We start from the raw sequence: 14,238 nt of genomic DNA, 5'->3' as shown, positions 1-14,238 counted from the left end.
GGTAGCCAGCATGAACAGACCTCTTACTCCACGACAGGCAGAAATTCTGCAGCTGATTAAGGATTATCAACAGGAAACCGGTATGCCGCCGACGCGGGCAGAAATTGCCGTGCGGCTGGGCTTTAAGTCAGCTAACGCAGCGGAAGAACATTTAAAAGCTCTGGCCAAGAAAGGTGTGATCGCGATGTTACCCGGCACCTCTCGTGGGATCCGTTTACTGGAAGAGGACGCGCCCCCGGAGCAACTGGGTTTGCCATTAATTGGTAAAGTCGCCGCCGGTCAGCCGATCCTGGCAGCAGAGCATGTCCAGGATCATTACCAGATCGATGCCAACCTGTTTAAACCGCATGCTGATTTCTTATTGCGGGTGCAAGGTATGAGTATGCAGGATATCGGTATTCTGGATGGCGACTTACTGGCCGTGCACAAAACCCAGCAGGCGCAGCCAGGTCAGGTCATCGTCGCGCGGGTCGATGATGAAGTCACGGTAAAACGCTTTCAGCGCGATGGCCATCAGGTATTGCTGTTACCGGAAAATCCGGATTTTGAGGTGATAAAAGTTGACTTGCGGCAGCAATTTTTCGCCGTAGAAGGCTTGGCAGTTGGGGTGATCCGTAACGGTAGCTGGTTATAATTTATAAAATTTCTCAATAGCTTATTTTTAAAAGCGCTGGTATGACCTGTTGGTTTTATCGGCACTTTTGCATTTTAGGGGTTTACATAATCTTCATCCTGGATAATTCTTAGACGGTAGCCGGCGAAAAAATAACAACAGGTGTGCCGCTACTGATTTCAGCGCTAGCCTCGAAATCAACCCAAGAACAATAACAATAATAAATTGCGAAACTTATATCCCCGAATCTTTAAGGATGAAGGGTATAGCACATAGATTCGGTTGGGTGGGTAGTAAAAAAACCGTGTAGTTCTGTGTACTTGGTTTCTGCAATTTGCTTTGCAAATGACAGAGGAGAAGTACAGTGACAAACGCGCGTTGTCTGCTTTGGTCGCTGCCGACCCTGCTTTTTGCCGCATCGGCAAATGCATCAACATCCATGCCTTTAAATATGACCCGGGGCGTTACGGAAATTAGTCAGCAGGTTTATCAACTGCATATGACAATTTTCTGGATTTGTTGCGTTATCGGTGCAGTGGTGTTTGGGATCATGTTCTGGTCCATCATTCGCCACCGCAAAGCGCGGGGAGTGCAGCCGGCTCAGTTTCACGAAAGCACTAAGGTTGAAATTCTGTGGACCGCCATTCCGGTGGTGATTCTGATTGGTATGGCAATACCTGCCACCAAAACCTTAATCGCGATGGAAGATACCTCGGCTGCAGATGTCACCGTATTAGTGACGGGCTCGCAGTGGAAGTGGCATTACAAATATCTTGATCATGAGATCGAATATTTCTCCCTGTTGGCTACCCCACGTGAGCAAATTGCTAACAAGCTGGCCAAAGGCGAGAACTATCTGCTGGAAGTTGACCGGCCGCTGGTGATCCCAACCGGTAAAAAAGTTCGCTTTCTGATGACCTCTGACGACGTGATTCACTCCTGGTGGGTGCCTGCCTTCGCCGTAAAAAAAGACGCTAACCCCGGCTTTATTAATGAAGCCTGGACCCGGGTTGATGAGCCTGGCATTTATCGTGGTCAGTGTGCAGAGCTCTGCGGTAAAGATCACGGCTTTATGCCAGTGGTGGTGATTGCGAAAGAGCCTGCGGACTACCAGGTTTGGGTGGCACAGGAAGAGGCCCGGATTGCCGCAGCAAAGGCAGCAGAGCGTGAATTACTGGCAATGAGTATGGATATGGCAGAACTGATGACTACCGGTGAACGGGTGTATCAGGGTTGGTGTGTCGCCTGTCATCAGGCCAGTGGTAACGGTTTACCCGGCATCTTCCCGGCGATCCGTGGCAGTCAGCTGGTGCTGAATGACCGGCGCGCCCATATCGATATTATCGTCAATGGTAAACCCGGTACGGCGATGCAGGCCTTTGGCCGGCAGCTCAGCCTGAAAGAACTGGCCGCGGTCATTACCTATACCCGCAATGCCTTTGATAATAATACCGGTGACGCCGTGCAGGCTGCGGATGTATACGCTGTGCAGCAGGGTAAGGGAGAGTAAGCGATGTCAGCTATTACACATGAACACGAGCATGACCATGATCATGACCATAAGCCAACCGGGATAAAACGCTGGCTGTTTACTACTAACCATAAAGATATCGGTACCATGTATCTGGTGTTTGCTTTAGTGATGTTCTTTATCGGTGGCAGCATGGCGATGGTGATCCGGTTGGAACTGTTCCAACCCGGCATGCAGTTTGTTGAGCCGCAATTTTTTAATCAGATGACCACAGTACATGGTCTGATTATGGTGTTTGGGGCGGTGATGCCAGCCTTTACCGGCTTGGCGAACTGGATGATCCCGATGATGATTGGCGCCCCGGATATGGCGTTGCCCCGAATGAATAACTGGAGCTTCTGGATCCTGCCGTTTGCGTTTCTGATCCTGCTGCTGAGTTTGTTTATGCCGGGTGGTGGTCCGGATTTCGGCTGGACCTTCTATGCCCCGCTATCCACTACCTACAGTAATGACAGCACGGCGCTCTTCGTGTTTTCGGTACACATTATGGGGATTTCCTCAATTATGGGTGCCATCAACGTGATCGTCACCATCTGGAATATGCGGGCGCCCAGGATGACCTGGATGAAGATGCCGCTGTTCGTCTGGACCTGGTTTATCACCGCTTTCTTGCTGATTATGGTGATGCCGGTACTGGCGGGCGCTGTTACTATGGTATTGACGGATAAGTATTTTGGCACCAGCTTCTTTGATGCGGCCGGTGGCGGCGATCCGGTATTGTTCCAGCATATTTTCTGGTTCTTCGGTCACCCGGAAGTTTACATTATGATCTTGCCGGCATTTGGTATTGTGTCGGCTATCATACCGACCTTTGCCCGCAAGCCGTTGTTTGGTTATGCCTCTATGGTTTATGCCACCGCCAGTATCGCAGTCTTATCGTTCCTGGTTTGGGCGCACCATATGTTTACCACCGGTATGCCGGTATTTGCCACGCTGTTCTTTATGTATTGCACCATGCTTATTGCCGTGCCGACCGGCGTGAAGGTGTTTAACTGGGTCGCAACCATGTGGCGTGGTGCCATGACCTTTGAAGTCCCGATGATGTTTGCACTGGCCTTTATCGTACTCTTCACCATCGGTGGTTTTTCCGGTTTGATGCTGGCTATTACGCCGGCGGACTTCCAGTATCACGATACCTACTTTGTAGTGGCGCATTTCCACTATGTACTGGTATCCGGCGCGGTGTTCTCCATTATTGCCGCTGCCTACTACTGGCTACCGAAATGGACCGGCTATATGTACGACGAAAGATTAGGTCAGCTGCATTTCTGGTGTTCGCTAATCTCGGTCAATCTGTTGTTTTTCCCAATGCACTTCGTTGGCCTGGCGGGTATGCCACGGCGGATCCCTGACTATGCGCTGCAATTTGCCGACTTCAATGCCTTTATCAGCGTGGGTGGCTTCCTGTTTGGCTTATCGCAGCTGATTTTTGTCTGGGTGATCGTCAAATGCGCCCGCGGCGGCGAAAAAGCGACCGCACAGGTATGGGAAGGCGCTGAAGGACTGGAATGGCAGGTGCCGTCGCCGGCTCCTTACCATACCTTTGATACACCGCCGGAAGTGAAATAGGAGGCCCTATGCAGCTGCATCGGACTTTGGTAAGCAAACTGCTATTGGTAACGGTACTGATGTTTGGTTTTGGCTTTGCGCTGGTGCCACTTTACGACGTGTTCTGTGAAGTCACTGGCATCAATGGCAAAACCTCAAATGTACCGGCTACGGTACTGGCAGATGGCATTGATACCAGCCGTGAAGTGACCATTGAGTTTCTGGCCAGACCGAATAAAGACATGCCATGGATTTTTAAGCCGGAGATCCGCCGTTTGACGGTACATCCGGGTGAGGTGCATGTGATGAATTATCTGGCCGAAAATCCAACCGGCCGGATGATTGTCGGTCAGGCGGTGCCCTCAGTTTCGCCCGGACAGGCCGCTTTGTATCTGCATAAAATCGAATGTTTCTGCTTTACCCAACAACAACTGGCAGCCGGCAATAAGATGCTGATGCCAGTTCAGTTTTACGTTGATCCGGCTCTGCCTGCGCAGTTCAGCACTATTACGCTGAATTACACCCTGTACGATGTGACAGCTAACTGGCAGGGCAGTGCCGCTACTGAAAATCTTGGGGAATAAGATGAGTAAAACGTACGAAAAATATTATGTCCCGGCGCAAAGCCCCTGGCCGATCGTCGGTGCCGTGGCGTTGTTTTGTATCGCTTTTGGCGCCGGTCACTATGTTATTGATATGAGTAAACAACAAAGTGGCTTTGGTGGCTGGTTATTGTTACTGGGCTTAGCCATTCTGGTCTTTATGCTGGTTGGCTGGTTCCGCAATGTGATTGATGAGTCCATGTCTGGCTTGTATAGCAGCCAGATGGACCGTTCGTTCCGGCAGGGCATGAGCTGGTTTATTGTGTCGGAAGTGATGTTCTTTATGGCCTTCTTCGGTGCCTTGTTTTATGGCCGGGTCATTGCGATGGAATGGCTGGGAGGAGCAAGCAATAATGCCATGACCTTTGCCATCCTGTGGCCAGATTTTCAGCCGGTATGGCCACTGGTAAAAACACCGGGTGGTATAGAAACTCAGGCCATGCCAGCCTGGGGTTTGCCGGCGATTAATACGGCTATCCTGCTGATTTCCTCGGTCACACTGCACTTTGCCCATACCGGTCTGGAGCAGAATAAACGGGGTCAGCTAAAGGGCATGCTGTTTGTTACCCTGTTGCTGGGGGTGATCTTCTTATGCCTGCAGGGCTACGAATATGTGCACGCCTATCGCGATCTGGGCTTGCGGCTTGATTCCGGCTTCTATGGCAATACCTTTTACCTGTTAACCGGTTTCCACGGCCTACATGTGACGCTGGGCGCCCTGATCCTGTTCTTTGTGTTTCTGCGGGTGCTGAAAGGACACTTTACGCCAGAAAAACACTTCGCGTTTCAGGCCGGAGCCTGGTACTGGCACTTTGTTGATGTGGTTTGGGTGTGCCTGTTCTTCTTTGTTTATGTGTTGTAACGCGGCCTAGTAAGGCCGCGGGTTTGGTGTGATCAGGCCGGTGGCAATCGCCAGCAGGATCAGGCCCAGGGCGATGGCAGAATACAGGACCCGGCGGCCAAGAAAGTGCGACATTGGCAGAGTACTCTCCTGCTGTCGCGCCATTGCCACCCCGGCTCTGGCCAGATTAAACACGATAAAGATTAACAGTGCGCCGATAATGATTTTAATAAGCATAGCTACTCCGGAGTCTGACTGATGCAGTTTAAGTTGTTCGGTCAATTATTTACGGTTAACCGGGTCTGGTTATTAATTACTCTGACCGCTTTTGCCATTTTGATCAAGTTATCACATTGGCAATGGCAACGGGCAGCCGAAAAAACCGTGCAGTTACAGCAGATCGCCGCAGTGCAGCAGCAGGGACCAGTGAGCGGCCGGCAGCTGCTGGCGGGTTCTGCAACTGAACTGGATGGTGCTTTGCTTAGCGACACCGGCTATTGGGTTCCACCCTACATCTGGTTGCTGGATAATCAAATTCTGCACGGCAAGGTTGGCTACGATGTGATTATTCCGGTGCAATTTGCGGATAGCAGTACGCTGGTGCTGGTGAATCTGGGCTGGCTCGCTGCCGGCCACAACCGGCAATTGCTGCCCGAGCCGCAGATCCCGGCAGAAATCGCGATAGCGGCCCTGGTACGCAGCCGGCCGTCTAATGCACTATTGCTGGGGCAGAATCTGGAAGGCGACAGCTATCCGATGCGCATGCAGCAAATCGACTATGCCCTGCTGCAACAACAATTACCCTGGTCACTGTATCCGGCGGTGTTGTATCAGCAGCAGGCATCTGACTTTATCCCCCATTATCAGCCGGTGGTGATGCCGCCGGAAAAACACCGTGGTTATGCCTTGCAATGGTTTGGTCTGGCGATCGCGGTGCTGGCCGTCGGACTGGCGACCAGTTGGCAACGAGAGAAAAACTATGAACAAGAATAAATTTCTGCTGTTGTTTATCCTGTGCTGTGCCCTGCCACTGTTGCTGGCGAAGCTGGTGCTGGAATTAGGTTGGTTCAACCCGGGCAGCTCCAGTCGTGGTGACTGGTTAAGCCAGGAGGTTTACCTGTTGCCTGACGCCGGTAAGGTGCCCAAGCACTGGCGTATCGTGGTCGTCGCTGAGCAATGTGCTACTCCCTGCCAGCAAGCGCTGCATACCGTCAAGCAGTTATATATTGGTTTGGGCCGCAAGCAAAACCAGGTGCAGCCGGTGCTGCTTGGGCAGGCCAGTCTGACCGATTATCCGATGTTTACCCAGGCCGAGCCCCCGGCCGCCCTGAGTGCCGACTTACAGCAACATATTGTGTTGGTTGATCAACGTGGTCTGGCGTTGCTGAAGTATCCGTTACCGGCCCAGGCCGAGCAGATGGCCGCCACGGCGAAAGCGATTCGTGCCGATTTAATGAAGTTAATGAACTACGACAGGACCAGCGTATGAGCCTACAAAAAAAATTAATCACGCTGACGTTAGTCTGGACCATGCTGGTGATTATTCTGGGGGCCTACACCCGCTTAACCGATGCCGGCCTCGGTTGTCCGGACTGGCCCGGTTGTTATGGCTTTTTAAAGGTGCCGCACAAACCAGAGAAAATGCAACTGGCGGCAGAACGCTTCCCGGAGCGGCCGTTGGAACATGCCAAAGCCTGGAATGAAATGATCCACCGCTATCTGGCCGGTACGCTTGGCCTGTTGATCGCAGCACTGGCAGTAATGCACTGGCGGCGGCAACAAACGGAGCGCAGTTTACCGGCCGCCCTGCTGCTGATTGTGATCTTTCAGGCTACGCTCGGCGCCTGGACGGTGACGATGGGCCTGTTGCCGATAGTGGTGCTGGCGCATCTGATGTTTGGTTTTACGCTCTTCAGTTTGTTGGCCGTTTACTGGTTAAAGCAGCAGCCGGCCTGGCGTAGTCGGGATACCGGGCTCAGGCCATTATTACCGCTGGCGCTGTTAAGTTTAGTGGTGGTCTGTTTGCAGATCGCGCTGGGTGGCTGGACCGCAGCGAATTACGCCGCGCTGGCCTGCATCGAACTGCCGTTCTGTGAAGCCGGTTGGAGTAGCCGGCTGGCCTTTGCGGAAGCCTTCGATTTGCACCTAGGCCATGATGACTACGAATACGGCGTGATGTCGCAGGATGCGCGTGCCACTATTCATGTTTTACATCGCTTGGGTGCTGTAGTCACCACCCTTATTGTCGCGACCTTTGCCTGGCGCCTGTATCGTCAGGCCAGTGAAGTATTGATGCGCAGGTTTGCGCTGGCCCTGGCTGCGGTATTGGCCGTGCAGTTGACGCTGGGCTTACTGAATATTGTCTTGCACTTACCACTGCTAAATGCCGTGGCGCATAATTTTGTCGGAGCGAATTTACTGATGTTGTCAGTGCTGATTTGCTACCAGATCGCATACCCCAAACCGCAGGAGGCTTAAGATGGCAACGGCAATTATTAGTGGCTCAAGTAGCCGGCGCTGGCGCGACTATCTGGAGTTGACTAAACCCAAGGTGGTAGCGCTGCTGGTGTTGACCGCCTGGGTTGGAATGGTGCTGGCTAGCAATAGCCTGGCGCCCTGGTGGCTGCTGTTAAGTGCGACCCTGGGCATAGGTTTGTTATCGGCGGCGGCGGCGGCACTGAATCATGTTGTGGATCAACGTATTGACGCCAAAATGGCGCGTACTCACAGCCGACCGGTTGCCCGCGGACGGATCAGCAGCAAGCAGGCGATCGTCTTTGCCTGTAGCCTGGCGGCTGCCGGCTTTGCCCTGCTTTATCTGGCGGTGAACCCGCTCACAGCCTGGCTGACGCTGTTAAGTTTGTTTGGTTATGCCGTGGTGTACACCATGTTTCTCAAGCGGGCAACACCGCAGAATATCGTGATCGGTGGCTTAGCCGGCGCTATGCCGCCGTTGCTGGGCTGGACGGCGGTAACCGGCGAGGTGCATGGCTATGCGCTGCTATTGGTGATGATTATCTTTACCTGGACGCCGCCGCATTTTTGGGCCCTGGCGATTCACCGCCGCGATGACTATGCCCGGGTGAATATGCCGATGTTGCCGGTAACACACGGTATCGACTTTACCAAGAGCGCTATCCTGCTTTATACCCTGTTGTTATGTCTGGTGTGCTTGCTGCCCTATATTGTCGGGATGACCGGTGCTATCTATCTGGTTGGCAGCACCTTGCTGAATCTGCGCTTTTTACAATATGCGTGGAAGTTGAAATTTGCTGCCGGCTCTGACACCGCAATGGCGACTTTTAAGTTCTCGATCGTGCATTTAATGGTACTCTTCCTGTTATTGTTAGTAGACCATTACTTTAAGGTGTTAGCGCTTTATGTTTCGTAATCTGACTTACTTGCTGCTGGCGATTGCGGCCGTGGTGGCCGGTGGCCTCAGTTATAAGCTATGGCAGCAGCCGGCTGAGCCGAAATCTGCGCTGGTGTATCCGCAGGCGCGCAATCTGCAGGAGTTTCAGTTAGTCGATCAGCATGGTCAGCCTGCCGGTCGTGAGCAGCTGTATCAGCAATGGACGCTGGCTTTTGTCGGCTATACCTATTGCCCGGATATCTGTCCTTTGACGTTGGCCAAGCTGGCCGGGGTGCAGCCGGAATTGGCTGCTATGGTGAAGGAGCCGCTGAAAGTCTGGTTTATTTCGGTTGATCCGCAGCGCGACAGCGTGGAGCAGCTCAATAATTATGTAAACTACTTTCAGCAACCGGCAGTGCTGGGGCTGACCGCCGGCCATGATCAGCTGTTTCCCTTTGTGCGGCAGCTGGGCCTGATGTATGCACTGAACAGCAATGCAGAGGGGAATTATCTGGTCGACCACAGCGCTTCAGTGGTGCTGATTAATCCGCAGGGGCAGCTGGTAGCGATGTTTAAACCTGAAATGGCAATGGGCCAGGTGCCGGTCATTGATACCGAACAGCTACTGGCCGATTTTCCGTTGGTGCTGGCAAAGTTGGGTTATTAATTTAGCCACGGCTGCGAGTACCAGTAAAAATAGCCTTTTTTACTCAGCGACGGCGCGGTGCAGTTGTAGCGGCTGCGCCCGCGATTTACTGGCTTACTGGCCCTGACTTCAAAGGTATTGTCATCTAACCAGGTTGGCTCCAGGACCTCAGAGCCGGCAAAGCAGCGCAGCTGCTGTTTACGGAAATCTTCAATCTTCAGTTGCAGGCGTAAGGTTGGCGGATTGCTACTAATCACCTGGTCGGCAGACAGATAGCCGGTGATTGGAAAGGCCAAAGTTCGTAACTTTTGCCCCAGATCTTTCAAATCCGCATACTGACCGGCCGCAGGATAACGGGGGATGCGGGTGAGTTTGGTCAGCGGCCCGATGGCACCGGATTGTTGACCAATGCCGATAAAGCCCAGTTCCGTTACCAGTTGTTCCAGCGGGGCGCTAAATTCACCATAGGGGTAGGCCAGCCACTGATGACTCTGACCGGTTTCTTCCTTGATCCGCCGCTCGGCATCCAGAATAGTCTGGCGCATCCGTTTTAACCAGTCGGCTTCAGATTCGCCCTTTTCCGGTCTGGCCATATGCTCATGCCACATGGCGTGGTTGGCAACCAGAACGCCATCGTCTGACATTTGTTTAATTTGTTGCCAGCTCATGACCGGACCGGTGCGTTTATCAATATCTCCCGGGCTGATAAAGATGGTGTAGGGATAGCCGAATTCCTGCAGGATCGGGTGCGCAGTGGTGTAATTATTTTCATAGCTATCATCAAAGGTGATCACTACCGCGTTATCAGCAATGGGCTTGCCGCTTTTTAGCTGGTCTATCAGTACGTCGAGGCCGATGACCTGAAAATTATTATCACGCAGATACTGCAGATGGCCGCGAAATTCAGCGGGGGTGACAGAGCTGACTCTGGGGGTATCCTCGGCAACATGGTGATAGATCAACATCACAGCCGCAGAGGCGGGCAAACTCAGGCTTAATAAACAGCAAAACAGCAAAGCGCGCATAACAGCACTCCAAACACCACTCCAAAAAAACCGAAGACGGCCAGAAAGGCGGCTGTCGGCTGCGCCCAAAGGCCGCCGACCAGTCCGAGAGCATGTTATAGCATAAAAAGCGCTGGCTTTTTAGTAGTAAGAGTGCTCGCCACGTTGATGCTCAGTGATATCTTTCACACCGGCCAGCTCACCACTAAAGCGATTTAACAGCTCTTTTTCAATCCCTTCTTTTAGGGTCAGGTCAACCTGGGAGCAACCATTACAACCGCCGCCAAACTGCAGTACTGCAACACCTGACTCGGTAATTTCCATCACGCTGACCCGGCCACCATGGTTAGCCAGTTGCGGGTTGATCTCGCTGTCAATCACATACTGCACCCGCTCCATCAACGGGGCATTGTCACTCACCTTGCGTACTTTGGCATTCGGCGCTTTTAGGGTCAGCTGTGAACCCATCTGATCGGTGACAAAATCGATTTCAGCGTCCACTAAAAACGGCTTACTTTCTTCATCAACGATGGCATCAAAGCCGTTAAAAGGTAAGCGGATATCGGTGTCTTCTACCGCATCAGCCGGGCAGTAAGATACGCCACATTCCGCCTGGGCCGTGCCCGGATTGACCACGAACACCCGGATATGGGTGCCGGCCGCTTGTTTCTCCAGCAATTTGGCAAAGTGTGCCTGAGCCTGTTCTGAAATCGTAATCATCGTAGTACCTGACTAAATTACTAGGTTATGTTGCTATCATACTCTTCCTACCTGTCTGATGCCAGCCCTGCTTGAGTTTTGTGGCGGTTTCTGGCTAACTTAGCCGCGAGTCTGGGGAGACAATAATGAAAAAAATGTTAGGCATCATCCTGCTCTGCAGTATCTGGCAGGTGCAGGCAAGTTTTTTTAATGAGCCGGTGGCAACTGAGGTGCCGGCACCCGAGCAGGTGCTCGGATTTCCGGTAGGTGAATGGCATGCCAGGCATGACCAGATCCAGCGTTATTTCGAGGTGCTCGCTGCCCAGTCACCGCGGGCCGAGCTGGAAGTGATTGGCAGCAGTCATGAGCAAAGGCCCTTACTGCAGTTGGTGGTGTCGGCGCCGGAAAATCTGGCGCGGTTAGAACAAATCCGCAGCCAGCATCTGGCACAGGTGCGGGGCAGCCGGGCGGTAAGTGATGACAGCCCGGTGATTATCTGGTTGGGTTACGGCGTGCACGGTAATGAACCCAGTGCCGCTAATGCAGCGCTGGTACTGGCACACTATCTGGCCGCCAGTAATAGCCCGGAAGTACAGCAATGGCTGCGTCAGGCGGTGATCCTGATCCAGCCGAGTATGAACCCGGACGGACACGATCGCTTTGCGTTGTGGGCCAATATGCATCGCGGCAAAACACCGGTGGCCGATCCGCAACATCGTGAACATATTGAACCCTGGCCGAATGGCCGGCCCAATCATTACTGGTTTGATTTAAACCGTGACTGGTTGCTGCTGCAACATCCGGAAAGTCAGGCGCGGATCGCACAGTTTCATAAATGGCAACCGAATGTGGTCGGCGATTTCCATGAAATGGGCACTAATTCCAGCTATTTCTTTCAGCCTGGGATCCCCAGCCGTAACTATCCGCTGACCCCGGAGCGCAATTTTGAATTGACCCGGATCCTGGCCGGCTTTCATGCTCAGGCCTTTGATCAGCGCGGCCAGCTGTATTACACCGAAGAAAGTTTTGATGATTTCTATGTCGGTAAAGGCTCTACCTATCCGGATGTTACCGGTAGTGTTGGTATCTTGTTCGAGCAGGCTAGCAGCCGCGGTCATGCTCAGGAGTCGATCAATGGCCTGCTAACCTTCGCCGCAACGATCAAAAACCAGTTTGATGCGTCGCTGTCTACTATCCGTGGTAGTGTCGCTAACCGACAGGCGTTACTCAGTTATCAACAAGAATTCTTTCAATCTGCGGCGCAACAGGCCCGCGCCGAGCGGACTAAGGGCTATATTCTGACTGAGAGTCAGGATCGCAGCCGGTTGGAGGCACTGTTACAACTGTTGAGTCAGCATCAGATTGCGGTCTATCCGTTAACGGCTGACTGGCAATACGAACAAAGCACTTTCCGCGCCGGTCAGAGTTACTATGTGCCGCTGCAGCAAACACAATACCGGCTGTTAAAAGCGGCCTTTAGCACGGAAAAAAGCTTTAATGACAACACCTTCTATGATGTTTCGGCCTGGACCTTACCCTATGCCTATAATATCGATTTTGTGGCGGTGAACCGCGAACCCGGTCGCGCGGCAGCAGAGCAGCCGTGGCAGGCTCAACCCAGAGCCCGTAGTCAGACGATGCAGGCCGGTGGTTATGCCTATGTGCTGGGCTGGCAGGATCAGTTATCGCCGGTAATGCTGCAGGCGATGTTGGAAGAAGGGCTGATTGTCAGAGCGGCGCTGGGTGACTTTACCGGTAGTACACCGCAGGGTTCGCGTAGTTTCCGCGCTGGCGCTATGGTGGTCGCTGCCGGTTTACAGCAACATGCTGACTGGTTCTTCCGTTTGCAGCGACTGCAGGAGCGCTTTAACTTGCCTGTTCATACCCTGACCACCGGTTTAACCAGCCGCGGCAGTGATCTGGGTAGCCATAATTTTACACCGGTGCGTTTGCCTCAGGTATTGGTGCTGGCGGGTCCTGGTGTCAACTCGACTGAAGCCGGCGAACTCTGGTACAACCTGGAGCGGTTAGCCGGCATCTCTCCCAGCATGGCAGAGCCGGATCGTTTGTCCCGGCTTAACCTGAGCCGCTACACCCATATTTTATTACCAGATGGCGATTATCGCAGCTGGAAAGAGAGTGAAATAACCAAGTTACGGCAGTGGGTACAGCAAGGTGGTGTGTTGTGGGGGCAGAAGCGCGGTGCAGCCTGGTTGGTGGATGCCAAGCTGTTGCAAGCTGGAGTCTGGACAGTACAGGACATGAACCAACTGATCCCACAACATGATTTACGCTACGCCGATCGCGAAAAACTGGGCGGTCAGCAACGGATCGCCGGTGCCATTTTCAGTGCTGAGCTGGATCTGAGCCACCCGCTGACCTTTGGCATACCGCGGCGCGACTTACCGTTGTTTAAAAACAGCACCTTGTTGTTACAGCCCAGCCAGGCGCCCTTTGTCAATGTCGCAACTTATAGTGCCCAGCCGCACCTGGCTGGCTATGCTGCTGCCGAGTTTATTCCCCGTATTGCGCAGGGCGCGGCCTTAGTGGCGCATAATCTCGGGCAGGGCCGGGTGATTGGCATGAGCGATAACCCGGTATTTCGCGGTTACTTTAAAGGCTCCAGTCGCTTGCTGATTAATGCGCTGTATTTAAGCCATGGCTTTAATGCCAGCGTTCAGGCTGAGGAGTGAGCCGAGGCTGGCGTTACCGCCAGCGTCCACAGACTAAGTTCTGTCACCCCGGCGGCTCGCAGCAGCTGTGCTAACTGATTGGCGGTGCTGCCGGTGGTGACGACATCATCGATCAGTGCCAGTTTTGGTGGTAGTTGCGTATCAATTAAGCGAAATGCCTGCCGCAGGTTAGCTAAACGTTGCTGGCGGTTCAGGCCCTGCTGCGGCGCCGTGGTGCGACAGCGCTGCAGGCAGTGTAGCAGCGGGATGCCCAGGCTTTTGGCGGCGCTTTCGGCAAGAACTCTGGCCTGGTTAAAGCCTCGTTGCCGCTCGCGAGCTGGCGCCATCGGCACATAAACCAGTGCCTGTGGTAACGGCTGGCTTTGTTGATATCGCTGCAACAACGCGCAAAATTCCTGCTGCAGTAAAGCGCCGGCATACGGATCCTGTTGATACTTCCAACGGCTGATCCAGTGTTGATAGGGCTGTTGATACCAGCCTAAACTGAGCAGGCGGTCAAACTGGCACTGCGGCAGCCCTTGTTGCACAGCAGGTAAGAACAACAGGTTAAAATGACACAGCTGATACGGAAACTGCGGCAGCGCGCTGCGGCAAGCCTGACACAGCATAAAATGATGATGGATTACCGGCAGGCTGCACCATAAACAAGGTGAGGGCAACAGCCGTTGCCAGCCAGCACGCAGCAGGTTGAGCAGATCCATTTTATTAC

The 14,238-nt window shown here is 53.2% G+C and carries 15 protein-coding genes; 11 read left to right on the top strand and 4 right to left on the bottom strand.

Annotated elements, in window-relative coordinates:
- Positions 1–10 precede the first annotated feature (10 nt).
- The 5 genes from lexA (at position 11) to AEST_RS13440 (ending at position 5,156) form a co-directional block, all read left to right on the top strand.
- Positions 11–634: a transcriptional repressor LexA gene (gene lexA, locus AEST_RS13460; RefSeq protein ID WP_008609696.1), complete on the top strand. Its 624-nt coding sequence runs from the start codon at positions 11–13 to the stop codon at positions 632–634.
- Between the two features lie 418 nt (positions 635–1,052).
- Complete coding sequence (coxB, locus tag AEST_RS13455) at positions 1,053–2,123, top strand: cytochrome c oxidase subunit II (RefSeq protein WP_008609695.1); 1,071 nt, start codon at positions 1,053–1,055, stop codon at positions 2,121–2,123.
- Between the two features lie 3 nt (positions 2,124–2,126).
- Positions 2,127–3,713: a cytochrome c oxidase subunit I gene (gene ctaD / locus AEST_RS13450; protein ID WP_008609694.1), complete on the top strand. Its 1,587-nt coding sequence runs from the start codon at positions 2,127–2,129 to the stop codon at positions 3,711–3,713.
- Positions 3,714–3,721: 8 nt separating this feature from the next.
- Positions 3,722–4,276, top strand: coding sequence for a cytochrome c oxidase assembly protein (locus AEST_RS13445; RefSeq protein WP_008609693.1), 555 nt, complete (start codon positions 3,722–3,724; stop codon positions 4,274–4,276).
- 1 nt (position 4,277) lies between these two features.
- Positions 4,278–5,156 (top strand): cytochrome c oxidase subunit 3, encoded by an 879-nt coding sequence (locus AEST_RS13440; RefSeq protein WP_008609692.1) that lies wholly within the window; start codon positions 4,278–4,280, stop codon positions 5,154–5,156.
- Between the two features lie 6 nt (positions 5,157–5,162).
- On the opposite strand, the gene AEST_RS13435 is transcribed toward AEST_RS13440, so the two are convergent.
- Complete coding sequence (locus tag AEST_RS13435; RefSeq protein ID WP_008609691.1) at positions 5,163–5,372, bottom strand: DUF2909 domain-containing protein; 210 nt, start codon at positions 5,370–5,372, stop codon at positions 5,163–5,165.
- Positions 5,373–5,393: 21 nt separating this feature from the next.
- Between AEST_RS13435 and AEST_RS13430 the strand changes: the two genes are divergently transcribed.
- Genes AEST_RS13430 through AEST_RS13410 form a run of 5 tightly spaced genes read left to right on the top strand, consistent with a single transcriptional unit; the run spans position 5,394 to position 9,154 of the window.
- Positions 5,394–6,128: an SURF1 family protein gene (locus tag AEST_RS13430; protein WP_008609690.1), complete on the top strand. Its 735-nt coding sequence runs from the start codon at positions 5,394–5,396 to the stop codon at positions 6,126–6,128.
- On the top strand, positions 6,115–6,624 hold the full coding sequence (locus AEST_RS13425; protein ID WP_008609689.1) for a hypothetical protein: 510 nt from the start codon (positions 6,115–6,117) through the stop codon (positions 6,622–6,624). The genes AEST_RS13430 and AEST_RS13425 overlap by 14 nt, the downstream gene beginning before the upstream one ends.
- The gene (locus tag AEST_RS13420; RefSeq protein ID WP_008609688.1) at positions 6,621–7,613 is read left to right on the top strand and encodes a COX15/CtaA family protein; all 993 of its coding nucleotides are present in this window, start codon (positions 6,621–6,623) and stop codon (positions 7,611–7,613) included. Before AEST_RS13425 ends, AEST_RS13420 begins: the two co-directional genes overlap by 4 nt.
- 1 nt (position 7,614) lies before the next feature.
- Complete coding sequence (gene cyoE, locus AEST_RS13415; protein WP_008609687.1) at positions 7,615–8,526, top strand: heme o synthase; 912 nt, start codon at positions 7,615–7,617, stop codon at positions 8,524–8,526.
- Positions 8,516–9,154: an SCO family protein gene (locus AEST_RS13410; protein WP_008609686.1), complete on the top strand. Its 639-nt coding sequence runs from the start codon at positions 8,516–8,518 to the stop codon at positions 9,152–9,154. The genes cyoE and AEST_RS13410 overlap by 11 nt, the downstream gene beginning before the upstream one ends.
- Here the strand turns inward: AEST_RS13410 and AEST_RS13405 are convergent.
- Both AEST_RS13405 and nfuA read right to left on the bottom strand, forming a co-directional pair.
- Complete coding sequence (locus tag AEST_RS13405) at positions 9,151–10,158, bottom strand: polysaccharide deacetylase family protein (RefSeq protein WP_008609685.1); 1,008 nt, start codon at positions 10,156–10,158, stop codon at positions 9,151–9,153. The genes AEST_RS13410 and AEST_RS13405 overlap by 4 nt on opposite strands.
- A gap of 120 nt (positions 10,159–10,278) precedes the next feature.
- A complete protein-coding gene (gene nfuA, locus AEST_RS13400) occupies positions 10,279–10,857 on the bottom strand; it encodes a Fe-S biogenesis protein NfuA (protein ID WP_008609684.1) in 579 nt (192 codons plus the stop codon).
- A gap of 125 nt (positions 10,858–10,982) precedes the next feature.
- Here nfuA and AEST_RS13395 point away from each other — a divergent pair, with 125 nt between their 5' ends.
- Positions 10,983–13,529, top strand: a complete 2,547-nt coding sequence (locus AEST_RS13395; RefSeq protein WP_008609683.1) for a M14 family zinc carboxypeptidase — start codon at positions 10,983–10,985, stop codon at positions 13,527–13,529.
- Here AEST_RS13395 and AEST_RS13390 read toward each other — a convergent pair.
- Positions 13,514–14,230: a ComF family protein gene (locus AEST_RS13390; RefSeq protein ID WP_008609682.1), complete on the bottom strand. Its 717-nt coding sequence runs from the start codon at positions 14,228–14,230 to the stop codon at positions 13,514–13,516. The two genes, AEST_RS13395 and AEST_RS13390, sit on opposite strands and share 16 nt — an antisense overlap.
- Positions 14,231–14,238 lie beyond the last annotated feature (8 nt).

Source organism: Alishewanella aestuarii B11, from assembly GCF_000280055.1.
GTDB classification, from domain to species: Bacteria; Pseudomonadota; Gammaproteobacteria; order Enterobacterales; family Alteromonadaceae; genus Alishewanella; species Alishewanella aestuarii.
The sequence above is the reverse complement of the archived record's forward strand: the minus strand, read 5'-3'. Positions and strand labels throughout refer to the sequence as shown.